The sequence below is a fragment of the Rufibacter immobilis genome (genome assembly GCF_003721565.1).
Classification (GTDB): Bacteria; Bacteroidota; Bacteroidia; order Cytophagales; family Hymenobacteraceae; genus Nibribacter; species Nibribacter immobilis.
In genome coordinates this window covers 345,847-368,479 of sequence record NZ_RJJE01000017.1, presented here as the reverse complement: position 1 = coordinate 368,479, position 22,633 = coordinate 345,847, and the positions used below count along the sequence as shown (strand labels likewise).

Here is a 22,633-nt window from a genome sequence, read left to right as displayed (position 1 = left end):
CTGTTTTTGGAAAAACGGCCCCTAAACGCAAACTTTCCTCCGGAGGGTTAGTCATTAATTCTCCCTTCAGTAAAACAATTGTTCCGCCTTCTTGTCTTACCTTCATCAGCACCAAACCTAATTGTCATCTATGAAAAAACTTTTGCTCTTTCTTTTATGCCTGGGCACGTACGCGGCCGGGGCACAGACTTTAGCCACCCCAGACCAAGTAAAAACCGACAAAGGTGATCTAACCATCCAGCCCATTACGCACGGTTCTGTGGTTCTGAAATGGAACAACAAGACCATTTGGGTAGACCCTTACGGCGGCGCGGCGCTGTACACGAATCAGTCGACCCCGGATCTGATCCTGATCACCGACATCCACGGCGATCACCTGGACCTTAAAACGCTGCAAGCCCTGCCCGTAAGCAACGCCACCATTGTAGCCCCGCAGGCGGTGGTAGACCAACTGCCCCCATCCATGAAACCCAAGGCAATAGTGCTCACCAATGGGTCAAAAACGAAACAGCACGAAATTGAAATCACAGCCATTCCCATGTACAACCTGCCCGAAACCGCCGACAGCCGCCATCCCAAAGGCCGGGGAAACGGGTATGTCCTGAATCTGGGCAACAAGCACCTCTACCTGTCCGGAGACACTGAAGATATTCCGGAAATGCGTGCCCTCAAGAACATTGACGTGGCCTTTGTCTGCATGAACCTGCCCTACACCATGGACATTGACCAGGCCGCCTCTGCCGTGCTCGCTTTCAAACCCAAAGTGGTGTACCCTTACCATTACCGGGGTCAGAACGGCCTCAGTGACGTGAACGCTTTCAAAACCAAGGTAGAAGCCGGTAAGAAAAAGATAGATGTGCGCCTCCGGCAGTGGTACCCCACTGAGTAATATGATTAAGACTATTAAAATAAAAAGGGTTGCTGTACACACAGCAACCCTTTTTGTTACGGAGAACCTTGCGCTCTCTTGGTTCTTTCTTTATAAGCGGTTATAATCGGTTTCCTCTTCATCGGTGTCTTTGCTGTCCAGCGGCTGGTCGTGCATGCGTACACCGTCGGCGCTGCCGCCCATGGCCTGATAACTACCCTCGTACTCAAAACCGGGCCCTTGAGTATCAGATTCCTTGCTGTTAGGGTCGTTAGCGCCGTAACCGGTGATCTCGTTCCCGCCAATGTGCAGGTTCTCCAGGCGGTCTTTCTGGTCGTTGCGTTCGGTGTCGCCCCCCAGGCCAATATTGCGCTTCGCCGATGGGTCTGGGCTGTTGCCCGGCGCGTTCCGCTGGTGGTAATCGTCGTTTATATTGCCCGTGGATTTTGAACCCAGTTGCTCTTCGTCTTTGGTTGCCATAGTCTTGCTGTTTAGTTCTGTACCTGTTTACGCAAGCGAGCAAAGCGGGTTAGACCCCGTTATCTTTTGCTATTGGCGAAACGGCTTGTACAGCGCCAGAAACTCACCAAGGGGCAGCTGTTTAGGGGCTGTTTTTCCAAAAAGAGCCCCTAAACGGAAATCATAACAAGCCTCAGGACCGAAGCTGGTACTTAGTGTTTCTTTCCTTTGCCCTTCTTCCGGCCTTTGTGCCCGTTGCCGGGATGATCATCTGCCTTGTATAGTTTCTTCTGCTGCCCGGGGGCAAAAGCCTTGGCCGACTGCTCACCGTAGATTTTCTTGGCCTGGCCCGGAGGCAGGTTGCGCACAGAGGAAACCCGCTTCACTGATGAAGTTCTGGAAGTACTGGTAGTGGTTCTGGAACTGGAGCAACTGGCGGCACTTACCAGCAGTACCAGCATCAGCAGTATGGGAGCAAACTGTCTTTTCATATACGCATTGGTTACATCTGCAAAAGAGGCTGCAAGTATAGAGCCAAATCTTTTCCGGCACCTGTTATCCTGTGTATATTTAAAGAGAAACCCAGAAACGTTCTGTATCTGCTTCTTGTTGAGGTAATGTTCCTACTTCCTATTTAAAGACCCGCATGCCCAGGCTGCTTTTCCTTTTTTTCTTCCTGCCCCTTGTTCTGCAGGCACAGGCGCAGAGCGTTCCGGCCAAGGCTACGCCGGTGGTTTCTGCGTTGGCAATTCCCTCGGCCCAGACTAAAACCACGCAGGCTTTGGCTACCTACCTGAACAGCCACCTCGAGACCGAGGAAGATAAGGTACACGCCATCTTCTTCTGGCTAGTCTCCAACATTGCCTATGACGTAAAAACCTTCACCAACGCCCCCCTCTATTATGAGCGCGAGGCTCTGATCAGGCAGACAATGGCTACGCGAAAAGCCCTCTGCCAAGGCTACGCCGAAGTCTTTCTGGATCTCTGCACCAAAACCGACATTCAGGCTCACTTGATCACGGGATTTATCCTGCCCAAAGGCACGGCCAAACCCATGACCCACGCCTGGTGCGCAGCGCAGGTAAACGGCCAATGGTATCTGTTTGATCCTACCTGGGGCGCTGGTTTTGTGGAGAATGGCGTTTTTGTAAAGAAGCTTAATCCCCGCCACTTCAAGGTTTCCCCTGCGGAGATGATCAAGACGCACATGCCTTTTGACCCGCTGTGGCAGCTTTTGGAACAACCCGTTTCCTATCAGCAGTTTTTATCGTCCTCGCCAACCACCTTAAAGCCGAAAACTGTTTTCGCCTATAAAGACACGCTTAAGGCTTATGCGTCTGCGGCAGAGAAAGCAAGATTGGTGGGAGCCATCAGGAGAATGGAAAGCCAGAAAGTTATCCCGCCAGTGGTGTTGGAGCAACTGAACCAGTCTAAGAAAAACCTGGCTGTATTCCGGAAGAATGAGGCGGTAGATCTATTCAACACTGCCGTGAGCGCTTATAATAAAGGCATTGACGGATTAAATGGGTTCATCCGGCTTAAAAACAATCAGTTTAAAACCGCTAAGAGAGAGCAGGACATACGGCAGCAGATCACCGGTCATAAAAAATATTTCTCTGAAGCCCGAGAACTGCTCCAGCGCCTGCACCCGCTGGACAATACTTCTCTGCTCCTGTCGGTGCAGAGCCTACACCAGAAAGTGGCCGAGGGTTTACAGGAGATAGAAAAGCAGGAAAAGTTTCTGGAGGTGTATTTCAGCACTGCGCCCGCCAGGCGGCACACGCTGTTCTACCGGCAAGCCATTGCCGAGCGCCAATAACATTTGGTTCTAAGGTTGCAGGTAACCGTGGTTAAGGCTTCCTGTATTTGTGTTTAGGGGCCGTTTTTGGAAAAAGAGCCCCTAAACGCAAATACAGGAAGTTTTGTATCTTAGCCCCTCTATTCTCTCACCAAACCTGCAAACATGTATAAATCAGTTATTTCCAACCGTTCAAGGCTGGCGGTCTGGTTGCTGGCCCTTTCCCTTTCTGGTCCGGCGGTCATGGCACAGGGTGCCAAAGACCTCAACCTCCCCTACCAGCGTCCCGCTGAATCCATTGCCAATCTCATTGAAGCCCCGGCTACTCCTTCTGTGACGTTTGACTCCAAAGGCGAGTGGATGCTGCTGATGGAGCGTCCCGGCTATCCGTCTATTGAGGAAGTGGCCGCCCCCGAGGCCCGGATTGGTGGCTTGCGCATTAACCCTGCCGTAAACGGAACCAGCCGTGGTTCTTCCTTCAACAACCTGAAGTTCAAGAAAGTGAAAGGTGGCCAGGAATTCAGCATCCAGGGCTTGCCGGCCAATGCCAAGATCTCTGATGTAACCTGGTCACCGGATGAAAAGCAGATCGCCTTCCTCAACACCATCAACAACGGCATTGAGCTGTGGGTGGTGAACGTGCAGGAGCGCTCGGCCCGCAAACTCACGGCGGCCACCGTGAACGATGCCTGGGGCAACGCCTTCGGGTGGGCCCCGGACAGTAAATCACTGCTGGTGAAACTGGTGAACACTGCGCGCGGTGAGGCGCCTAAAACCAACACCACTCCCGTAGGACCCGTGATCCAGGAGAACCTGGGCCGCACCGCCCCTTCCCGCACCTACCAGGATCTGCTCAAGAACCGCCAGGACGAGGCCCTCTTTGACTATTACCTCACGAGCCAACTGGTACAGGTTACCTTGGACGGGCAACAGACTAAGGTGGGTGCGCAGGGCATCATCCGGTCGTTTAACGTATCGCCAGACGGGCAGTATGTACTGGTGTCTACCACTCACCGGCCGTACTCTTACCTGGTGCCGTCTTACCTGTTTCCTTACGCCGTAGAGGTGTGGGACCGCCAGGGCAAAATGGTGAAACAGATCGCTGACATTCCGCTGGGAGAAAACATTCCGGTTGGGTTTAATGCCGTGGCCGCCGGCCCCCGCAACGTTGCCTGGCGCGCAGACCAACCCGCCACCTTGTACTGGGTAGAAGCCCAGGACGGCGGCGATGACAAGAAAGACGTTCCCGTGAGAGACATTGTCTATTTGCAGGCTGCCCCTTTCAATCAGAAACCGGTGGCGTTGGTAGGCACCAAACTGCGCTACAGCGGCATCACCTGGGGGAACAATGACCTGGCGCTGGTGACCGAGCGCTGGTGGAAAACCCGCCAGGAGCGCCAACTGCGCATTAAACCCAGCCAGCCGGGCGCTGAACCGGTGGTATTGGTAGAACGTTCCTATGAAGACCTCTATACTGATCCAGGATCTCCGGTGATGACCAAAAACCAGTTCGGGCGCAGCGTGCTCCTCACCGATAAAGCTGGCCAGCACCTTTACATGATCAGTGAGGGTGGCTCGCCGCAGGGCAACCGGCCGTACCTGAGCAAATTCAACCTGGCCACTAAGAAAGCAGACATTCTCTGGCGGTCAGAGGCTCCCTATTATGAGCGACCCGTTGATTTGCTGGACGCGGAGAAAGGCGTTTTCATTACCCGCCGCGAGTCTGAGAACACTCCGCCTAACTACTTCCTGCGCCAGGTGGGCTCCAAAAAGCTCACGGCGGTGACTAAGTTCCCACACCCCTCACCAGAGTTGATTGGCGTGCAGAAACAGTTGCTCACCTACAAGCGCAATGACGGCGTTACGCTCACGGCTACCCTCTACACCCCAAAAGGCTACAAGAAAGAGCAGGGTCGCCTGCCCATGCTTCTGTGGGCCTACCCACGCGAATTCAAAGATGCCGCCTCGGCCGGCCAGGTGAAAACCTCACCGTATGAATTTACCCGCGTAAGCTACGGCTCTCCGCTGTTCTGGGTAACCAGAGGCTACGCCGTACTAGACCGCACCGACATTCCGATTGTGGGCGAAGGCGATGCTGAACCCAATGACACGTACGTAGAGCAATTGGTAGCCAGCGCGAAAGCCGCCATTGACGAGGTTGCCAAGATGGGCATTGCAGATCCAACCCGTGTAGGGGTGGGCGGTCACTCATACGGCGCCTTCATGACCGCGAACCTGCTGGCGCACTCAGACTTGTTTGCTGCGGGTATTGCCCGCAGTGGCGCGTACAACCGGACGTTAACTCCCTTCGGGTTCCAGGCCGAGGAACGGACGTTCTGGCAAGCGCCTGAGGTGTACGCCAAGATGTCGCCGTTCAACTACGCCAACAAGATCAAGACGCCTATCCTGCTCATCCACGGTGAGGCAGATAACAACTCCGGCACCTTCCCTATCCAGAGTGAGCGGTTCTACAATGCCCTCAAAGGACACGGCGCCACCACCCGCTACGTGGTGCTGCCCGCTGAGAGCCACGGCTATGGCGCCAAGGAGTCTATCATGCACATGCTTTGGGAAATGGACCAGTGGCTGGAGAAATACGTAAAAAACAAACCTCAGCCCCAAACCATGAAATAATAGACTGATTTCAGAAAAAAAAGAGCCCTTTGCCATAACATTGGGCTCTTTTTTTAGTTTTACGATAAAAACAGACAAGTTTTAGACAAAAGACTAAAAGTACCATCAGTGGCAAGACGGGTAGTGTGGTGCTGCTGATGCTCATAACTTATGACAAAAGCTGAATTGAAAAAGCCGAACGGGGACGTGTTTCTGGTGGCGGAGCGGGCGGCAGACAATAGCTATATCCATGCCCAGTGGGTTGGGATCCAGAGCTTGGACACCGTGATGGAGGGAGGCACCTTTTACATTGAGATGCTGAAACAGCAGCCTTGTCCCCGGCTGCTGAACGACCACAAAGAACTAATTGGCCCCTGGGATATCGCCAATGATTGGATTGTACAGTTCTGGACCCCGAAGGTGATGGAACTGGGTCTGCAATACATGGCCCAGGTGCTGGCCCCGGGCATTTACGGCAAAATGTCTTTCCACCAGTTGCACCAGCGCATCAGTGATCAATTCCAGATCAAGATGTTTGAAGACGTGCCTACGGCAATGGACTGGCTCCTGCGCGTAGACAAGGAGAACACTTCCAAAGATTCTCCGCAGAAAACAAATCCTCAGCAGTAACAGGAAAGGCAGCCTCAACCAGGGCTGCCTTTTTCGTGTTTGGGTTTAGCGGCCGTTTTTCTGAAAACAGGGCCAAAACGATTGTTTCTACCGCACCTCCAGTTTCACGTCCCCTCCTACCGGGTATCCTACACACGTCAGCGTCAGGCCGCGGGCTAGGTCCCGGTCGGTGAGTACTTCGTTATAAGACATCCAGACGTTGCCCTCCAGACAGGTGGCCGCGCAGTTCCCGCAGCGGCCCGCCTCACAGCTGTAGGGCAACATAAGCCCCGCGTTTCGGGCGGCTTGCAGAATGGTGTCTGGATACTGCACCTGCAACGGGTACACCTGCCCCTGGTACAGGATTTCCACCGAATGGGGAGCTGTGTCTGGCGGCGTAATTTTGGAGACTACTTTGGTGGTACTGAAGGTTTCCTGCCGGATGTTATCAGCGGGCACCCCTACCTCCCGAAGCCCATACAAGCACAACCGGCGGTAGTTCTCGGGGCCGCATACATAACATAATATTTCATCTGGAGACACAACAGCATACTGCCGGACCAAATCTTCCAGCAACTGCCTGTGCAAACGAGCCTCAGCTAATCTAGGCGTCACGCTGTCAATAAACCTGACCTGGAGTTGCGCCGGGTATTGCATGGCCAACTGGATCAATTCCTGCCGGTAGATGGTGGTCTGGGGCGAGTGGTTGCTATATACCAGCACCATGGGCAGATTGGGCTGGGTGTGCAACAGCGTTTTGATAAGGGAGTAAATAGGTGTAATGCCACTGCCCGCCGCCCAGAAAAAGATCTGACCGTAAGCAGAGAGATCTTCTGGTAAGGTAAAGAAACCGGCGGCCCCTATGGTCTGCACCGTATCGCCTACCCGGGCGTGGTCAATCAGCTGTCTGGAAAGGAAGCCGTTCTCTATCCGTTTCACGCCAATGGAGAGCAGTTCTCCGGCCGCGGGGGCAGACGTGATGGAATAAGACCTTCTCACTTCGCCGTGGGCATCATGGGCTACCAACGTGAGGTATTGCCCCGGTTGATACCGGATGGCTTGGGCATCTGCCCCCCCAAACACAAAGGTCTTCACCTCCGGAATCTCTTCAATAATCTGGGTAATGGTTAAAGACAGGTAAGGTGTATTCATGTACAATACTTAGTGCTGGAGTTCTTCTACGTAAAAGAGGCGGCGGCAAGTTGAGGTACTGTTGCTAGCGTGGCAACGGGAAATAATGTGCCGATGCCGTTGCTTTTCACGTTATACCAATATGCAGTTTACAGAACCAGAATACTCCTTTTATTCCACGGAAACTTCAGCCGTTCGTCCGCAGCTGGTGACCCTGGCCATGGGCTGTTTCTGGAAACCAGACGCTCTGTTTGGCGGTCAGGAGGGCGTTCTACAGACAGCCGTGGGGTATGCGGGCGGTGATTCAGACGCGCCCACCTATTGGAATCTGGGTCAGCACCTGGAAACCGTACAGTTAGTAACCGATCCGGCAACTATTAGTTTTGAACAACTGCTGGACCTGTTCTTCTCCAACCATAGCCCCGGCAAACTCCCCTGGAAGCGGCAGTACACTTCCGCCATCTTCTGCCATTCTGAGGAACAGGAAGCCGCAGCCCGGCAACGCATTGCCACGGAGGAACAGAAACGCAACCAGCCCCTACACACGCTGGTACTGCCCTTCCAACATTTTTACTTCGCCGAAGCGCGGCACCAGAAATGGTACCTGCAACGCCACCATGCCTTGCGCCAGGAACTGGAACTAACTCATCCAAATTTGCCCCGATTCTACCAAACTACCACTGCTGCCCGTTTAAACGCCTATCTGGCCGGATTTTGGCCAAGGGAAAAGTTGGAACAACTGCTTCCCAACCTGACCCTTACGGCAGAAGCAATCCAATTGCTACTCTCTAGTACCCCAGCTAAAACACAGATATATTGTTCCTGACCAAGAGGTAGCCGACAATACAGAATCCGTTTAGCGGCTCTTTTTTGAAATTTACGCCTAAACCAGGCAAACACACTGCTGCCCAATAAAGCCCAGTACAGGAACAAAATAGCTACGATAGCCGAAGGAAGATAGGAAAAGCCGTGCGTTTAGGGGCCGTTTTCAGAAAAAGCGCCCCTAAACGCACGGTAGCTTGCATAGGTAATGGCTGTTCACTCTCCTAAGTTAAATGGACATACCCTCGAATTAGGCTTAAGCCGGATTGGTATAAATCACTACTTCTCCCCTTCCTCCGGTTGGCTTGGGTTGAACCGGATAGACTCGGCGTTGATGCAGTAGCGTACTTGGGTGGGTGTTCTCTCGTCCTGGAACAGGTGGCCCAGGTGCAGGCCGCAATTGTGGCAAAGGAGCTGGATTCTGTCACGGCCGTAGGTGCTGAGCAGATGCTGCTGTACATGATCACCCAAGTGCGACCAGAAACTGGGGAAGCCGGTTTTGGAATCGAACTTCTGATGGGCCCCGAACAAGGGGGTGCCGCAGCGGCTACAGATGTACTCGCCCTGGGGCTGTTGCCGGGCGTTCTGCTCCCAATCTATGTGGCGGTTCTCAAACATGATCTTGCCCTTGGGTCCATTCCTCCACCAAAAAGCCATCGCCGTGCAGGCGCACGCTGAAGATCTGGTCAAACCCTTCGTCAAAAGACGGGGGCTGCAACTTCTTGCGCACATCATACAAAGCAATGGCTTTTACTTTTTCTTTTCCTTCGCGGGCGTTGTTGCGGGCCAGGGCGTCTGGCAGCGAGGTCTGGAAATAGTAGCCTACTACCTTATACCGCCGCTTTTTACAAGGCTCCAGGTAGCGGGCCCGGTCTTCTCTGGTAGGATTTGTGTTGTCTACCACAAGCTTGGCACTGGTTTGCAGGCACACGTTCAGGAACTGCCGCTCCCGGTTGCGGGTACGTAGCAGATCTAAGCTGATGCGCACGTGGGAGTTGAAAAAACGCTGTCTGTAAAATGTAGACTTCCCAGATGCCTGCAGCCCTATGAAGAGAACCGCTTCCAACCTATGGCTTAGGCTTTGTCTGTGGCGGGCACAAACGCCATGGAAATGGAATTCACGCAGTGGCGGGTGTTTTTGGACGTGAAGCGCTCACCCAGGAACACGTGGCCCAGGTGACCGCCGCAGTTAGAGCAGATGATCTCGGTGCGTCTTCCGTCTGCGTCCGGTACGCGGGTCACGGCACCCGGAATCTCATCATCGAAGCTGGGCCAGCCGCAGTGCGATTCGAACTTGTCCTCGGAGCGGTAAAGGGGCGCATTGCAGCGGCGGCAGATATAGGTACCGGCTTCTTTTACGGTGTACAATTTACCGGTGAAGGGCCGCTCAGTGCCTTTGTGCAGGATCACGTATTCTTCTTCGGGGGTGAGGTCGTTATATTTTTTCTCTTGGTTTTCCATGGGTATAAGAGTTATGGGTACTTGTACTGGTTTTAGGCCAGGCACGTTGCTACGGAGTGAACACCACAAAAGTAGGGAGAATTCCGCTTTGCGTTTTGGCGTTCATTTGGGAAAAAGAGCCGCTAAACGCAACTGCCACTCCTTTGGGGAAGTGGCGGTTCTAAAAACAATGGCGCGGCAGGGGGCTAGCTACCGTAATACATGCAGGGCCAGCACTTTCTGCACCTCATATACGTCTACTGACTTGTTGAACTTCTTCCGGATGCTGGGCTCCAGCTCACTGGAAACCCAGATCTTGAGTTCGGCATCCAGGTCAAAAGTGCCCGCCGTTTCCACGCTGAACCGGGAAATGCTCTTGTAAGACACCGACAGGTATTCGGTTTTGTTGCCGGTGAGGCCCTGCCGCTCAATGAGGATGAGGCGTTTGGAGGTGAACATGAACGTATCCCTGATCAGTTTAAAGCCTAGCTCAATCTCTTCGCCCTGGGCTAAGAGTTTGCCGTAGTCTTTCAATAAAGTTTCCTGGCTTACTGCACCCGCATTCCCCAGAATGGCTGAAAAGAATCCCATAGATGAATATGTTTAAGAGGTGGATACTCTGATACGTATAAACTCTGGTGTTAAGGTAGCCGCCTGGGGTGAACGCGGAAGCTTTCACAACGCACCTTCGTACTCCATGTGATACAGGTCAAACCCCGGTGACCAATAATCTCTGGTTATCTGCCTGAGTTGAAACCCATGCTTCTCATAAAACAGATACACCAACTGCGAGGTCCTGACGGTGATCTGCTTTACCTGGGGCTGCTCCCGTAAATTCTTGATCCTGTACAAAAGCAGCAGACTCCCCAACCCTTTCCCCTGATGTTCTGGATGCAGTATATCCCAACTTATTTTCCCTATTGTGCGGTTCTGGTCATAGTTGACGCCTCCGCACCCAATCACTTCCCCATCACACTCCAATACATAATATTCCTCTACTTCGTGCGCTAAGTAATAAAGCAGGTCCTTTTCCTCTTCGGGGGCAAAATAAGTGGGGGTGTTCAACCGCAGCAAATGCAGCACCAGGGGCTTATCTACTACATTATACACTCTAATACCTACATTCTGCATGTTATTGCCTTTGGAAACCGCAGGGATTCTTTACCGGTAGATCTGCTTCCGGTATTTCTCGTATTCCTGCTTGGTAAGTCTATAGCTGCTCTTGGAGTTTTCTGGGTGCAATTGCTCCAGCATAAACTGGTTTACCTGCTCATAATTGGCGAAGAGGCTCCAGACAACGCCAAACAACAGGCGCTCATCGTCGTCTAGGTGTTTCAGGAAAATCTCCTTCACCATCTCATGGTCCAGCTTTACCAGCGCCAGAAAAGCAGAACACCGTACCCCCGCTTTCTCGCTGTCGGTCATGGAGATCAACGTTTTGGTGTATAGTTTCTCCAAACCCTTCTTGCGTTTCACGCTGTCTTCCGGAGCCGCGTAAATCTGCACCAAAGCCTGTTGATCTAATTTCTTCCACTGCTGTAGCTCTTGCGCTGGTGGTACTGCCGGGCCCGCCGATGGGAAAGCGAAAAGTAAAATTGTTAAAAGGGTATTCATTGGTATCACTAAAACGCGCAGGAACCATTATTCCGCGACAGAAGACGGCCCATGGACAGTAATTTGGCCCGCCACAGGAGCATGAAGCGTTAATCTAGTGCATTTTACTGAAAACTAGCCTCCCACACAAGCTTTGTTTTAGCCGCCGTGCCAGAAATCACTCTTAAGTAGTTTCAGGACGACCCAAAAAGAGCTTGGGGGTGCGAAGTTTCTAAATAGTTGCTTGGCTGTGATTTAAAGGTCTTATAACATTGCGAAAAGGGCGTTACAGCAAAATGTTGGGGTATTCACCTCACGTATCCTTACATGCGTAGGAGTTACGTTACCTTTTTGTAGTATGGCTTTGTACCCTTGGGCAAAACTTACCTCACGTACAGTATAGCCTTTTTTGGCTCCTTACTAAGAATAGTTATGCCTATGGAATTTAAAAAAGGAGGAGTTTTTTCACTAAATAATAGAAGACTTCTTCATCGCTTCCATGCCTCTGCATTAATTTTCTCCATGACTTGTTACTGAATTCCAAGTTGTTGCCACTACTATCTTTATAACTCCATTTATTGAATATATCTTTCCTTAGAGAAGCTTGTTCTTTCTCTGAATTGAATTCTAAATTACCGGAAAGGTCTCTTTTGATAGATAACTTTGAATTATTTCTATTCTCTTCATAGGTAAAATTCCCGAAGATATCTTCTCCAATTTCTACCCGGTTGTTCTTATTGTCTTCAACAATGACTTTATCAAAAATATCTACATCATATTTGGCTTTGTAGTCTCTCCCTGAGCTATATCTGTTAATAAAGTACCCAAAGAAACTTAATTTAGCTTCTTCATCGGTTATTAACCCTTTGTGATTCAGATCAAGATATTTCTTTGTATAGGTGATTTCATTGTTGTTATTATCAGAAAATATCAGGTTATCGAAGATGTCTTTCTTTAAAGTTGCCTTATACTTTTGCCCCTTAGACTCATACTGAAGATCATTGAAGATGTCAGTTTGGATACGCTGCCCATGTACTTGTAAACTAACTATGGTTATTAACAGTATAAATAAATAGTTCTTCATATAAAATTGATTTATAAAGGGTATACTTTCATTTATTTGAAGATGAGCATTATATATCAGTAACACCAGAGGAAGACACAAGGCAAAGCGTTCAATCCTGAACCCATCCTCCCTTCTGCTAGCTTATTCTGCCAGTAATATTACTGAGCAGAATTCTCCCAAAAAGTAAAGCAAATGCAAATAGAGAAATATTGGTAAAAGGAGAACAGCAATTACCATTCCAAATAAGTACAGTTATTTGGAACTAATCGTTCTTAGGAATATCAGGTAGGGTACAGGCCTAGTTATTTTACTTTTAAGGCCTCCTATAACCAACAGTAAAGATCACCTAAGCTATGGGCATGGTTAGGTGCAATGTTCCCTTCTATGCTTCTTTTGGCTGATTCTTCCTTTCCAGCCAATCTTCTCTTGTCATTTCAAACTTGATTTCACGATCACCGTGCAATCCTGTTTCTGTCCAGCCCATCTTTCTGTAGAATTTCTCTGCCCGGGTACCTGGTGATGTGCCCAGCCAAACCTTTTCCTTCCCTTGAGAAAAATACCAATCCAGCATTAGCTCGTGCAACTGACGACCAATACCTTTCCCTTCAACTTCGGGCTTCAAAAACAGAGCCCAAATATTGTTGTCCTTTAAATCTGCAATTGCAAATCCTACTATCAAACTATCTATTTCACAAACCCAACCTTTTCCTCGCTGGGTCAAAAACTCTTTGCAGTGATCATCTGTCACCAGGTCTGGATTTGATAGAATATTCTCCTTTACTGAATGCCTAACAAGTTGTATTTGCTGTATGTCATTGATGTTAGCTTCTCTGTATTTCATTTGCTTTGCGGTATAGGTAACGGTTAGTATAAACAATTAAACGTCGGCCGTAGCTGACGTTTAGTTGTTGTTAGGCAAAATGTTTTAATGATATACTTTTTTAGAATAACATCCCTGATTTTCCCATTGCCCATTTTCTGCTTTTTTGCATACTTATATGCACGACCAACCACATAGATTGCCGCAATAGAAGTCGGTTTTCATTATTGCGTAATTTTTGTCTTTGCTGAACAAAGGGAAAGAATAAATGAAGTACTCGTCCTTGCTATGCTCTGGCTTTTTCGTTTTCATAATTTCTTTTACCGTTTGCCATTCCTTACCCTGTAATCCAGCAATCTGCTCTTTAATGAACTCAAAGTCGGTTTTATTTAGGAAGTCATTAAGTAGTGGTGCCACACCGTAAGTAAAAGAATTAATCCGTTTTTCACTAGGTGTCGAGTTTTTCCTAGGCTTTAGTTTTTCCAATACGGAGTCGGGCTGGTACACCTCCTCCAATTTCCAACTATTTATCTTTTGACTATAACTTCCTTTAGCTTGGCTGTTGATAAAGTTTATTACTTCTATATCAGAAACTTTTGTGGAATAGGTTTGACCAAATATTGGCAGACATGTTAAAAAGGGAATAAAGTGAACTAATATCAGACTTTTCCTTATCTTCATTTTTACCTAACGGCCTCGTGTAAACAACGTGCTAGGCCGTCGGCCGAGGCTGACGTTTAGCTGTTGTTGTATGATGTTTCTATTTTATTTGTAGTGACTTTATCACATTTTCAACTTGCCTCAACTCTTCAGGGTGTGACTCTGTTGCCTCTATTTCTTTCTTGGTGGCGTATGATACCAGAAAAACGGTGTTACTGCTTCCTAATGTCCATTTGTACATTAACACCTCTCCTGATGTTTCTTGAACGTATTCTTTATAGAAAACACAGTCAAAGTCACCAATTTTAACCATTTTAGCTCCCTTAGAAGCTTTATCCTTAAGTTGTCTTGCCAGCAAATCAGTAACCGTGTCTTTTACTTTCCTACTGTCTAATCTTATGGGTGTTATCCTGAAGGTCCCTTTCCAGTTTTCTTCATCATAGAAAATGTAAGTCCCTTCATTATCTTTAGTCTCACTCCAGTTGTCAGGCAGTTGAATTGTGAACCAATCCTGCTCAGAGGTAAATTCTTTATAACCCGTTTCATTGTTGCAACTAAAGCAGCAGACAATTATTGCTAAAAATATAATGGTTCTCTTCATCATTGATATGACATACAACTACTAGATAAACGGAACTGTCCGGTTATTGGCACTTTGGATGGAGTGCTGGAACATACTGAATCCGGTTTTACTTGCTGAAGGTAATAAAAAGCCTCTACTAAACGAAAATACCCGAGCAACCTAATGTCGCTCCAGAGCGCCACTCGGGTATAACATAGAATTAATGAACGACAAGAACGGGCTATAAGCTGTCTCCGTTCACACAGCCGTAATTAACCGTAACTATCCGAATAGATTAGGGCTAAGCCAGAAAGATTTTACTTCACAGCTTTTTGTGTTACCTTCTCAGAGACAACTATAAAATAGAAGTAGTCTTTCCCAATGGTTTACTTCTTCGCTTCCGCCTTCTTCTCTTCTTGGCTGTTGATGAGGTCTACGGCTTTTTGCAGGAGTTCGTCCTGCTTGGCTAAGGTGCCTTTCACGGTGGGTTGGACTTGTTCATTCAGGCGTATTCCCACGCGTTGGGTGGCGGCATTGTTGGGGTAATAGACCGCGTTGCCGGAGAGGGAGACTACATAGTTACCCGGTAAGACCATCTTTTTCACGTCACCGTCGGCCCCGGCGGTTTGCTGGCCCAGGGTAATGCTGCCCGGGAAGAGGCGTTGCAGGCTCATGGTGTGCCACTCGGCAATGCTTTGGGTGGTGCCGTTTACCAGAATCACTACCTTGCCCTTGTATTCGGTTTCATCGGGAGTGAGGTCGGTGGGGTAATAGACCTCGGGGTGGGTGAGCAGGCGGTACGTGCCGGGCTGATACGGGTTCAGCTGGTAATACCGCGCGAAATGGTGGTTCTTCTTCCCGAACTTCTTGTACAGGTAATAAAACACGAAATCGCTGTTGTCTGGCTCGCCGCGCATGTCAAAGATGATTCCCTTCGCTTTGATGGCCCGGTTTAACAGGGAATCCATGAGCCGGAGGTCTTCTTCAGAGGATTCGTCTTTGATCAGCCTGAACGTGTCATCAATCTTGAAATGCACAATGCCCCGGGCGGCGTAGGCCAGGGCTTTGCTCTTCTTGGCCGGTGCCGTCTGCTTTTTCTTAAAATAGGCATCAATCAGCTTGGCCTTGGCCGTCTGGCTGGGGTCCATAAGCCTGAGCGTGGTACTGATCTGCTCCTCAGCGCGCGTGAGGCGCACCTGCATTACCGGGTCTTCGGAACGGAACAGCAGGTTGTCGCCCCACTCACCAACCCGCGCCCACAGCGCCGAGGAATTAGACACCGACAGCAGTGCGTTGAGCGCCCCTACCCACTCCCCTACGGCCACGCTGTCCAGGGCTTCAATCACATCGCCTCGGCGAATGTTGGATCGCTTGCAGAGGGCTTCGTCTATGATGGCGGTTACTATAATCTTCTGTTCGGCCACCTGGTAATCAAACGGCGGGTAATAATGGTTTTTGAACAGCTGCTCACGGTAATGCAACTGCCGGAAAAAGGGATAAGCCTGGGTATCATCCAGACGGGCGTTCACGGCCAGCAGCAGCCGCTCATACTCCTGCCGGGTAGGACACTGGGCGAACAGCGGCAGGTATTGGCTTATCACCTGGTCCCAGGGTTGGTCCATGAGGTATTTGTAGGGATACAGGTAGTCTACAAAGGCTTTGAACTTGGCAAGCGCCAGCATGCGCAGGGCGTACGGCAGGTTCTCCCTGGGTTCTGCGGCGTAGGAGGGCTCATGGGGCATGGTGCCACCGTAAGGATTGTTTCGAATGTAGGTGTAGTAGTGGCGGTCGCCGGTGTAGCGGCGCTCAAAGAGCTGATCCAGCAGTTTGCGGTTTTCAGAGTTCAGGAACTTGCTCTTGGTGCGCCAGGTATCGTCTACGTTTTGGAGCAGGAATGCGCCTTTGGGATCATCCTTCTGCGGCTTCATTTTCTCGCTGGCCGGCACCCCCACGTTTTTAAGTAAATCGCGGAACACCGCATTCGCCTGCTTCTGATTCTTGGCCGAGTCTACCTTGGGCAAATGCGTCAAGAACAGAGAATCGGCGTTGAGTTTGCCCATGGCCGAGGCCGGATGGAAGTATTTCACCTGTCCCCAGATCCGGAAGAAGTACAGCTGCTTCTCGGTGTCAAAGGAATCCTGCGCCGCCGCGCCGCCCAGGTGCAGAAGGCATAGGCTCAGCAACAGTAATCCTGCGCCCCAGCGTTGACAGGTGGTGGAAAGGAGGCGGTAACAATTAACGAGTGCTCTCATGTATTTAAAACGTGGGCGGTGGCTCCAAAGTCTTTTCCTGCTCCTTAGGCGTAGCCTTCAGTGGCCGATTGCGCTAAGGTAAGGTAAAAAAATCCCTGGGTGCTCGCAACGCTCCCGATTTGGTAGATTCAGACGCTTGTACGCAAGAACCGGCCTGCACAGTTTAGGAACCGGAATTACTTCGGCTGAAACAGATTTTAGGGTATGTTGCGTTTAGGGGCTCTTTTTGGAAAAACGGCCGCTAAACCCAACCTCAGCTCACGGGCAAGTTATATTTAGTCCTACGGCTCAGTCCACAATCTTCACGCCATGACCGGCCAAAGACTGGGTGAAGTGCAGATCGTCCAGGTGCAGGAACTCCAGGGTACGGCGGCGGTTGTTCTTGAGGAAAAGCGTGATGAGCGGGGTATCATCGGCGGCTCGGACTTGTTTCTGGGCCTTGAGGATGTGCTGCACCGGTATCTCATCGGGCCCCGGGCTAAGGCCGCGGGTATAGCCCACATAACTCCAGAATAAAACAATGAGGGCGGCCAGCGCCGCGAAAAAGAGCTGCGACGCGCCCTGGGTAAGCAGGTACATTTTGTAGTGCTTGAGGGCCTGCAGCATGAAAAAAACCATCCAGCCCACCGCCAGCAGCAAGTACAGCAGTTTGGTGCCGCCGGCCTGGTCACCGCTAATGAAAATACGGTCTCCCTCAATCCTCAAAATGCCTCTTTTCAATCTAAACGTATTCATGGAGCGTAACTAAGCCAACAATGCACGAACATACCACAACCATCGCAAATTTGGAAATGGCAGCGGTCCGGTAGTAGTACGAAATAAGGAAAGCTTGTTGCAGAAAAAGTAGTGGGAGCGGCAGAATAATTCCAGCGCTTCTCCCCTGTCTGCCGGTTTAGGCCAAATTCCGGAAAAACGGCTCCTAAACGCAACTCCTACTCCTCCCGAACACTCACCGCCTTCCGCCGTTATAGTAGAAATACGATCTACCAACGCATGCAACACTACCTGCCCATAGAAAAGTACGGACTCATTGGCAACCTGCACACGGTGGCCTTAGTCTCTAAATATGGTTCCCTGGATTATCTGCCTTTCCCGCGGTATGACGCGCCCACCATTTTCGCCAGTCTGCTGGACCATAAGAAAGGCGGCCATTGGTCCATAGTGCCTACCTCCAAAGATTACCGTACCCGGCAGCAGTACATCCCAGACACGGCCATTCTGCATACCCGCTTCTTCACGCAGGAAGGCATGGCCGAACTCACCGATTTTATGCCGCTCAAGGGCGAGGAGGAAAACGGCACGGTGGTGCGCATGCTCAAGATCATCAAAGGGCACATGACGTTTAAGATGGAGTTCCAACCCCGGTTTAACTACGCCCGCGCCTCGCATACCATCAGCAAAAAAGACGCCCATACGTACCAGTTGCAAAGCGACGGCCCAGACAAAACGGTGCTCACTTTCACTACAGACCAACCCTGCCGCATCAGCAAAGGCAACCTGCACGGCACCTGGACGCTCCACAAAAACGACACCGTCTGCTTTGTGCTGGAGGGCGGCACCTCGGCCCCCACTAAACCGCAGGAAACGCTCCAGCAGTACTATGAGCGTACGCTGGGCCGCACTTACCGCTTCTGGCACAAATGGGTGGCGGGCACTACGTACCACGGTTACTGGCGCGAAATGGTGATGCGGTCTGCCATTACGCTCAAGCTGCTTACCTCCTGCACTTACGGTTCCACGGTGGCGGCTGCCACGTTCAGCCTGCCCGAAGACATTGGCGGCCCCCGCAACTGGGATTACCGCTTCACCTGGATCAGGGATGCCGCTTTCACGGTATATGCCTTTATTAGATTAGGCTTTATGGAAGAAGCCCGGCGGTTCTGCCTCTGGGTTATTGAGCGCTGCCGCGAAATGCCCAAAGCCTCAGATTTGCAGCTCATGTACGCCGTAGACGGCTCCACCGATCTGCACGAAACCATCCTGGACCATCTGGAGGGCTACAAGAAAACCGGCCCGGTGCGCATTGGCAACAAAGCGGCCCAGCAGTTCCAGCTGGACATTTACGGCGAACTCATTGACACCATTTACCTCTACAACAAGTACGGCGGCCCCATCACCTACGCCTTCTGGAAAGACCTTACCTGCCTCATAGATTTCGTGGCCGATAACTGGCAACGCCCTGACCACGGCATCTGGGAAGTGCGCAGTGAGCAGAAGGAATTCACCTACTCCAGAATCATGGCCTGGGTTGCCCTGGACCGCGGCATCCGGATTGCCCAGCACCGGTCCTTCCCCGCTCCGCTGGAGAAATGGCTCAAGGTGCGCGATACTATTTATGAAGAGGTTTATGAGAAGCACTGGAGCGAGGAAAAACAGGCGTTTGTGCAGTACAAAGGCGCCAACACCCTAGATGCCGCGGTGCTCCTCATGCCCCTGGTGCGCATGATCAGTCCGGTAGACCCTAAGTGGCTCTCCACGCTCAAAGCCATTGAAGACGAACTCATGGCGGGCTCCATGGTGTACCGCTACAACCTCAAAGACGGCGCCACCGACGGCATCACCGGCGATGAAGGCACGTTCAGCATGTGTTCTTTCTGGTACGCCGAAAACCTTTCCAAAGCCGGCCAGCACGACAAAGCCCGTCTCCATTTTGAAACCATGCTGGTGTACGCCAACCACCTGGGCCTGTATTCAGAGCAGATTGGCCAGCAGGGCGAGCAACTGGGTAATTTCCCCCAGGCCTTCACCCATCTGGCCCTCATCAGCGCCGCTTACCAGCTCAACCGCCAGATCAACGGCGACAACAAAGGAAGCTTCCATGACTTTTTTGTGTGAGGGCACACGTTCTCCTTCCATCTTTTGTGTTTAGGGGCTCTTTTTCCAAAAACAGCCCCTAAACGCAAAACTAGGCGCTTAAAGGAGTCTGTACCTCACGTGGCCGTACCATCTGGTTAACATCAATCCGTTTGCTCATGTCAATGGGGTAGTTCTTTCTCACCCTTTTGTAGGAATAAAAGGAATTCATGAAGAAGGATAGCAGAAAGGCTCCTAATCTTAACGTGAAGATGCCCCGCAAAATCCGTTTGAACGAATACAGCGGCGAGAAAGACTTTTTCCACAAGGCCCGGTGCGCCTGCAACAGTTGGGTTTCGCTTAGCTTTTTAGGCTTGAAGGCCACGTTGTAGCCATTGTAAAAATTCCAGTTCCGTTCAGGGAGCATACGTCCTTCCAGCTCTAGTTTGGTATAAATGGGGGTTCCTCTGAAAGGCGTCATGATACTGAGGAAAGGAACATCTATGCCTATCTCCATGAGTTGGTCGGCCATCTGGAGGATGCTCTGTTCATCATCATGGTCAAATCCGGCAATGAAGCCGGCCATCACGGCAATCCCGCGTTTTCTGATCGCGTTCACCGCTTCTTTGTAATGCGTGATCTTGTTTTGCCTTTTATTGGCATCGGCTAAGGAATCTGCGCCAAAGGATTCTATCCCCAGAAAAACTCCTATACAGCCGGAAGCCTTCATGAGATCCAGCAACTCTGCATCTTTCGCGATGTCCATGCTGGCTTGGGTAAGCCACCACTTTTTCAGGGGGATCATTTGGGTGAGAAGCTGTTTGATGTAAGGTCTCCTGATGGTGAGGTTGTCGTCCCAGAACCAGACTATTTTTCTCTGCCACCAATGCCGGAAATGATCATAAGAGGCATCTCGCAGGACATCTTCCACCGGCCGCAACCGGAAACCCGGGTTAAGGGAGGGAACTGTGCAGAACGAACAGGAAAACGGGCATCCTCTGGTAGCCTGAATCACTTTTTTGATGAAAAATCTGTCGGGCAAAAGGTCATACCTGGGGGTGGGTAAACCGGTCATGTCGCAGGGAGTACCGGAATAGATGGTTTGCAACCGGCCGAGCTGAATGTCTTGCAACAAGGTGGGCCATACATTTTCTGCCTCTCCCGTCACGATGGCATCAAAGTAAGTCAGAGCCTCTTCCTGGCAGTAGGTAACATGCGGACCACCCGCTACTACTGTTTTGCCTCTATCCTTGAATTCTACCGCTAGCCTATAGGCTGCCATGGCAAACCCACTGAAAAAGGAGATGGCGATTACCTCCGCATCGGAATTGAAGTCTATTTTGTCGATCTGCTGATGGATTACCCTTACCTCATGCTCAGGGGGCGTGATGGCGGCCAAATGGATGCCGGTGATGGGCGGCACGAAATCCCGTTCATGTCCAAACTCATATCTTTGAACATAGGCGATGATGATGTCTATTTTCATACCGAATATTTCTAGTTAAATGACTGGTCCCTCCTGCGGGTAATTCTAATGTTGTGAGCTATTGGGTTATTGTAGTCAAGGGGCATTATTTAGAAGAGATACTTCCCGCGCATCTGCCCTCACTAACTTACCTGGGCGAGGTAATACAATGGTAACCTCATCATTTTTGATAGATAGTTTTACCTGATAGCATCGAGCACACTTTAAAAGCACTTTGCATTACAAAGTTGAGAAGCAAAAAAAGAGACAATCCTCAGAATACCGCAAGAGAAAAGGGAAATGAAAGACATTAAATTAGGCTGTACAACTGCTGTGCTTCCGGTTCTTTTATCACCTAATTGAGGTAGAAGAACTTTAATGTATTCTTTTGAAATCAGACCCTTTTACTTGAAACTGAACACCAACGGAAAGAGAAACACGACTACTATTGTCCAGATGAAATAAATGGGTAAGTAAAAAGTAATTGCCCTGCCTACCTGGGTAAGCGCTGTCTTTCTGGTGACAGTTTTTAGCAGCATCATTGTAACCAGCAGCAGATGTACCAACATCAGAACATTGCTCCCCAGTATGGCTACCCGATTAGGCGTAATCCCCCATTCAGAGATTCTAAAAGAAATAGCAGAAAGGGCAATCCCATTCACTATCACGGTGACAATAGACAATAGAAGCAGCACCCATACCCCCGAGGTTGAGGTTGATTTGATAGAATTCTCGGCCACGGAGAAAAAGATTAACGCCATTACCCCTACTAACAGCACGTTAAAAAGTAAGAGGAACTCCCGGTCGTTATAAGGGTCTTTTCCTGAGAAGATGATGGCTCCCAGGTAAATCACCAGCATCACCAATACCAACGGGCTGAAAATTCTGGCAATTACCGGCGACACTTTGTTTACCAGTTGCGGATTGGTTTGGGTAAGGTAAGAGGCCATGATTGGAACTGCCGGTAAAGCAAATGCTACAATGTACTCGGCATAAAACTGCTCTATCTTATACCCGATGAGGGAGAACAATCCAATAGTAATAGCTGTCATAATTCCACCAGCAATTAGCAGCAGGGCCGTCATCACGGCCAAGTCACCGTTGAAGCGCAGGAATTCAAGTTGCTTCTTGTAATTGTTCAGTTCATGACCGACAAACGTCACCCCTAGAATCACCCATAGCAGCAGCGGCAAATGAAGGCAAGCCAGAATTAGGGTATCACTTTTCAGATTATTTGGTAGCAGATTGACATACACCAAACACATGACAATAGCACCCGCCAGATAAAGTATCTTACTTACTCCTAATCCGTTTTTCCAGGCAAAGTAGGCAGACAGAAAGGGGAACACCAAAAAACCTATATTTCTAGGATAAAAGTATTCTTCAGGAATGGCGAAGAGGGCAGGCAACTTGGCCATAGTACCAGCAATTAGCGCAGCGATGAGTACAAACAGGAATTCATTTCTGGAACCCCATGAGATTTCCTCTGATTCATAATGCAGCCGCTCATTCCAGTAATCTGCCACTATGTTGCCTTTCATTTGAGGATACAGTTGGTTGAACTCACGCTTGAAAGGTGTTTTGTTCCCCCTGTAAAGCTTCTCAAGCTGTTTAGGGTTATGCAGGTTAGATAGTATTTCTTCACGCATGGTCTTATTGGTCATTGATGTAAAAACGCTTTC

Annotated in this window: 23 protein-coding genes; 6 read left to right on the top strand and 17 right to left on the bottom strand. The window is 50.1% G+C overall.

Annotated features, from left to right (window positions below):
• Window positions 1–130 precede the first annotated feature (130 nt).
• On the top strand, window positions 131–889 hold the full coding sequence (locus EFA69_RS14355) for an MBL fold metallo-hydrolase (protein ID WP_123133795.1): 759 nt from the start codon (window positions 131–133) through the stop codon (window positions 887–889).
• 90 nt (window positions 890–979) lie between these two features.
• Here the strand turns inward: EFA69_RS14355 and EFA69_RS14350 are convergent, their stop codons facing one another.
• Window positions 980–1,348 carry a hypothetical protein gene (locus tag EFA69_RS14350; RefSeq protein WP_123133794.1) on the bottom strand — a complete coding sequence of 123 codons (369 nt, stop codon included), beginning with the start codon at window positions 1,346–1,348 and terminating at the stop codon, window positions 980–982.
• A 191-nt stretch (window positions 1,349–1,539) separates the two neighbouring features.
• Window positions 1,540–1,818, bottom strand: coding sequence for a hypothetical protein (locus EFA69_RS14345; RefSeq protein WP_123133793.1), 279 nt, complete (start codon window positions 1,816–1,818; stop codon window positions 1,540–1,542).
• A 155-nt stretch (window positions 1,819–1,973) separates the two neighbouring features.
• Between EFA69_RS14345 and EFA69_RS14340 the strand changes: the two genes are divergently transcribed.
• The 3 genes from EFA69_RS14340 to EFA69_RS14330 all read left to right on the top strand — a co-directional run bounded on the left by EFA69_RS14340 (window position 1,974) and on the right by EFA69_RS14330 (window position 6,368).
• Entirely contained in the window at window positions 1,974–3,146 is a 1,173-nt protein-coding gene (locus EFA69_RS14340) for a transglutaminase domain-containing protein (protein ID WP_123133792.1), read from the top strand.
• Between the two features lie 144 nt (window positions 3,147–3,290).
• Window positions 3,291–5,759 carry a S9 family peptidase gene (locus EFA69_RS14335; protein ID WP_123133791.1) on the top strand — a complete coding sequence of 823 codons (2,469 nt, stop codon included), beginning with the start codon at window positions 3,291–3,293 and terminating at the stop codon, window positions 5,757–5,759.
• A 150-nt stretch (window positions 5,760–5,909) separates the two neighbouring features.
• Window positions 5,910–6,368, top strand: coding sequence for a hypothetical protein (locus EFA69_RS14330; RefSeq protein ID WP_123133790.1), 459 nt, complete (start codon window positions 5,910–5,912; stop codon window positions 6,366–6,368).
• Window positions 6,369–6,455: 87 nt separating this feature from the next.
• Here EFA69_RS14330 and EFA69_RS14325 read toward each other — a convergent pair whose 3' ends face one another.
• A complete protein-coding gene (locus tag EFA69_RS14325) occupies window positions 6,456–7,499 on the bottom strand; it encodes a flavin reductase family protein (protein ID WP_123133789.1) in 1,044 nt (347 codons plus the stop codon).
• Between the two features lie 121 nt (window positions 7,500–7,620).
• On the opposite strand from EFA69_RS14325, the gene EFA69_RS14320 reads away from it, so the two are divergent.
• The gene (locus tag EFA69_RS14320; protein ID WP_183906797.1) at window positions 7,621–8,304 is read left to right on the top strand and encodes a peptide-methionine (S)-S-oxide reductase MsrA; all 684 of its coding nucleotides are present in this window, start codon (window positions 7,621–7,623) and stop codon (window positions 8,302–8,304) included.
• Window positions 8,305–8,579: 275 nt separating this feature from the next.
• Here the strand turns inward: EFA69_RS14320 and EFA69_RS14315 are convergent, their stop codons facing one another.
• From EFA69_RS14315 to EFA69_RS14260, 12 genes are all read right to left on the bottom strand, one after another.
• On the bottom strand, window positions 8,580–8,918 hold the full coding sequence (locus EFA69_RS14315; RefSeq protein WP_123133787.1) for a peptide-methionine (R)-S-oxide reductase: 339 nt from the start codon (window positions 8,916–8,918) through the stop codon (window positions 8,580–8,582).
• Window positions 8,911–9,288: an AAA family ATPase gene (locus EFA69_RS14310; protein WP_245964591.1), complete on the bottom strand. Its 378-nt coding sequence runs from the start codon at window positions 9,286–9,288 to the stop codon at window positions 8,911–8,913. The genes EFA69_RS14315 and EFA69_RS14310 overlap by 8 nt, the downstream gene beginning before the upstream one ends.
• An 86-nt stretch (window positions 9,289–9,374) precedes the next feature.
• Window positions 9,375–9,761: a methionine-R-sulfoxide reductase gene (locus EFA69_RS14305; RefSeq protein ID WP_123133785.1), complete on the bottom strand. Its 387-nt coding sequence runs from the start codon at window positions 9,759–9,761 to the stop codon at window positions 9,375–9,377.
• A gap of 189 nt (window positions 9,762–9,950) precedes the next feature.
• The gene (locus EFA69_RS14300) at window positions 9,951–10,331 is read right to left on the bottom strand and encodes a PH domain-containing protein (protein ID WP_123133784.1); all 381 of its coding nucleotides are present in this window, start codon (window positions 10,329–10,331) and stop codon (window positions 9,951–9,953) included.
• An 84-nt stretch (window positions 10,332–10,415) separates the two neighbouring features.
• On the bottom strand, window positions 10,416–10,871 hold the full coding sequence (locus EFA69_RS14295; protein WP_123133783.1) for a GNAT family N-acetyltransferase: 456 nt from the start codon (window positions 10,869–10,871) through the stop codon (window positions 10,416–10,418).
• Between the two features lie 30 nt (window positions 10,872–10,901).
• The gene (locus EFA69_RS14290) at window positions 10,902–11,354 is read right to left on the bottom strand and encodes a hypothetical protein (RefSeq protein WP_148041368.1); all 453 of its coding nucleotides are present in this window, start codon (window positions 11,352–11,354) and stop codon (window positions 10,902–10,904) included.
• 424 nt (window positions 11,355–11,778) lie between these two features.
• Window positions 11,779–12,417, bottom strand: a complete 639-nt coding sequence (locus EFA69_RS14285; RefSeq protein WP_148041367.1) for a hypothetical protein — start codon at window positions 12,415–12,417, stop codon at window positions 11,779–11,781.
• A gap of 364 nt (window positions 12,418–12,781) precedes the next feature.
• The gene (locus EFA69_RS14280; RefSeq protein ID WP_123134851.1) at window positions 12,782–13,240 is read right to left on the bottom strand and encodes a GNAT family N-acetyltransferase; all 459 of its coding nucleotides are present in this window, start codon (window positions 13,238–13,240) and stop codon (window positions 12,782–12,784) included.
• A gap of 153 nt (window positions 13,241–13,393) precedes the next feature.
• Window positions 13,394–13,900 carry a hypothetical protein gene (locus EFA69_RS14275; RefSeq protein WP_123133780.1) on the bottom strand — a complete coding sequence of 169 codons (507 nt, stop codon included), beginning with the start codon at window positions 13,898–13,900 and terminating at the stop codon, window positions 13,394–13,396.
• A gap of 79 nt (window positions 13,901–13,979) precedes the next feature.
• Window positions 13,980–14,483: a DUF3805 domain-containing protein gene (locus EFA69_RS14270; RefSeq protein ID WP_148041366.1), complete on the bottom strand. Its 504-nt coding sequence runs from the start codon at window positions 14,481–14,483 to the stop codon at window positions 13,980–13,982.
• 344 nt (window positions 14,484–14,827) lie between these two features.
• A complete protein-coding gene (locus tag EFA69_RS14265; RefSeq protein WP_123133778.1) occupies window positions 14,828–16,693 on the bottom strand; it encodes a S41 family peptidase in 1,866 nt (621 codons plus the stop codon).
• Between the two features lie 288 nt (window positions 16,694–16,981).
• On the bottom strand, window positions 16,982–17,428 hold the full coding sequence (locus EFA69_RS14260; protein ID WP_148041365.1) for a hypothetical protein: 447 nt from the start codon (window positions 17,426–17,428) through the stop codon (window positions 16,982–16,984).
• Between the two features lie 258 nt (window positions 17,429–17,686).
• Between EFA69_RS14260 and EFA69_RS14255 the strand changes: the two genes are divergently transcribed.
• On the top strand, window positions 17,687–19,528 hold the full coding sequence (locus tag EFA69_RS14255) for a glycoside hydrolase family 15 protein (RefSeq protein WP_123133776.1): 1,842 nt from the start codon (window positions 17,687–17,689) through the stop codon (window positions 19,526–19,528).
• Window positions 19,529–19,598: 70 nt separating this feature from the next.
• Here the strand turns inward: EFA69_RS14255 and EFA69_RS14250 are convergent, their stop codons facing one another.
• A complete protein-coding gene (locus EFA69_RS14250) occupies window positions 19,599–20,972 on the bottom strand; it encodes a B12-binding domain-containing radical SAM protein (protein WP_123133775.1) in 1,374 nt (457 codons plus the stop codon).
• Between the two features lie 383 nt (window positions 20,973–21,355).
• On the bottom strand, window positions 21,356–22,600 hold the full coding sequence (locus tag EFA69_RS14245; protein WP_123134850.1) for a DUF4153 domain-containing protein: 1,245 nt from the start codon (window positions 22,598–22,600) through the stop codon (window positions 21,356–21,358).
• Window positions 22,601–22,633 lie beyond the last annotated feature (33 nt).

Coding starts and splice junctions, on each gene's coding strand:
- EFA69_RS14355 (WP_123133795.1), top strand. CDS start 131: ATGAAAAAACTTTTGCTCTTTCTTTTATGCCTGGGCACGTACGCGGCC.
- EFA69_RS14350 (WP_123133794.1), bottom strand. CDS start 1,348: ATGGCAACCAAAGACGAAGAGCAACTGGGTTCAAAATCCACGGGCAAT.
- EFA69_RS14345 (WP_123133793.1), bottom strand. CDS start 1,818: ATGAAAAGACAGTTTGCTCCCATACTGCTGATGCTGGTACTGCTGGTA.
- EFA69_RS14340 (WP_123133792.1), top strand. CDS start 1,974: ATGCCCAGGCTGCTTTTCCTTTTTTTCTTCCTGCCCCTTGTTCTGCAG.
- EFA69_RS14335 (WP_123133791.1), top strand. CDS start 3,291: ATGTATAAATCAGTTATTTCCAACCGTTCAAGGCTGGCGGTCTGGTTG.
- EFA69_RS14330 (WP_123133790.1), top strand. CDS start 5,910: ATGACAAAAGCTGAATTGAAAAAGCCGAACGGGGACGTGTTTCTGGTG.
- EFA69_RS14325 (WP_123133789.1), bottom strand. CDS start 7,499: ATGAATACACCTTACCTGTCTTTAACCATTACCCAGATTATTGAAGAG.
- EFA69_RS14320 (WP_183906797.1), top strand. CDS start 7,621: ATGCAGTTTACAGAACCAGAATACTCCTTTTATTCCACGGAAACTTCA.
- EFA69_RS14315 (WP_123133787.1), bottom strand. CDS start 8,918: ATGTTTGAGAACCGCCACATAGATTGGGAGCAGAACGCCCGGCAACAG.
- EFA69_RS14305 (WP_123133785.1), bottom strand. CDS start 9,761: ATGGAAAACCAAGAGAAAAAATATAACGACCTCACCCCCGAAGAAGAA.
- EFA69_RS14300 (WP_123133784.1), bottom strand. CDS start 10,331: ATGGGATTCTTTTCAGCCATTCTGGGGAATGCGGGTGCAGTAAGCCAG.
- EFA69_RS14295 (WP_123133783.1), bottom strand. CDS start 10,871: ATGCAGAATGTAGGTATTAGAGTGTATAATGTAGTAGATAAGCCCCTG.
- EFA69_RS14290 (WP_148041368.1), bottom strand. CDS start 11,354: ATGAATACCCTTTTAACAATTTTACTTTTCGCTTTCCCATCGGCGGGC.
- EFA69_RS14285 (WP_148041367.1), bottom strand. CDS start 12,417: ATGAAGAACTATTTATTTATACTGTTAATAACCATAGTTAGTTTACAA.
- EFA69_RS14280 (WP_123134851.1), bottom strand. CDS start 13,240: ATGAAATACAGAGAAGCTAACATCAATGACATACAGCAAATACAACTT.
- EFA69_RS14275 (WP_123133780.1), bottom strand. CDS start 13,900: ATGAAGATAAGGAAAAGTCTGATATTAGTTCACTTTATTCCCTTTTTA.
- EFA69_RS14270 (WP_148041366.1), bottom strand. CDS start 14,483: ATGATGAAGAGAACCATTATATTTTTAGCAATAATTGTCTGCTGCTTT.
- EFA69_RS14265 (WP_123133778.1), bottom strand. CDS start 16,693: ATGAGAGCACTCGTTAATTGTTACCGCCTCCTTTCCACCACCTGTCAA.
- EFA69_RS14260 (WP_148041365.1), bottom strand. CDS start 17,428: ATGAATACGTTTAGATTGAAAAGAGGCATTTTGAGGATTGAGGGAGAC.
- EFA69_RS14255 (WP_123133776.1), top strand. CDS start 17,687: ATGCAACACTACCTGCCCATAGAAAAGTACGGACTCATTGGCAACCTG.
- EFA69_RS14250 (WP_123133775.1), bottom strand. CDS start 20,972: ATGAAAATAGACATCATCATCGCCTATGTTCAAAGATATGAGTTTGGA.
- EFA69_RS14245 (WP_123134850.1), bottom strand. CDS start 22,600: ATGCGTGAAGAAATACTATCTAACCTGCATAACCCTAAACAGCTTGAG.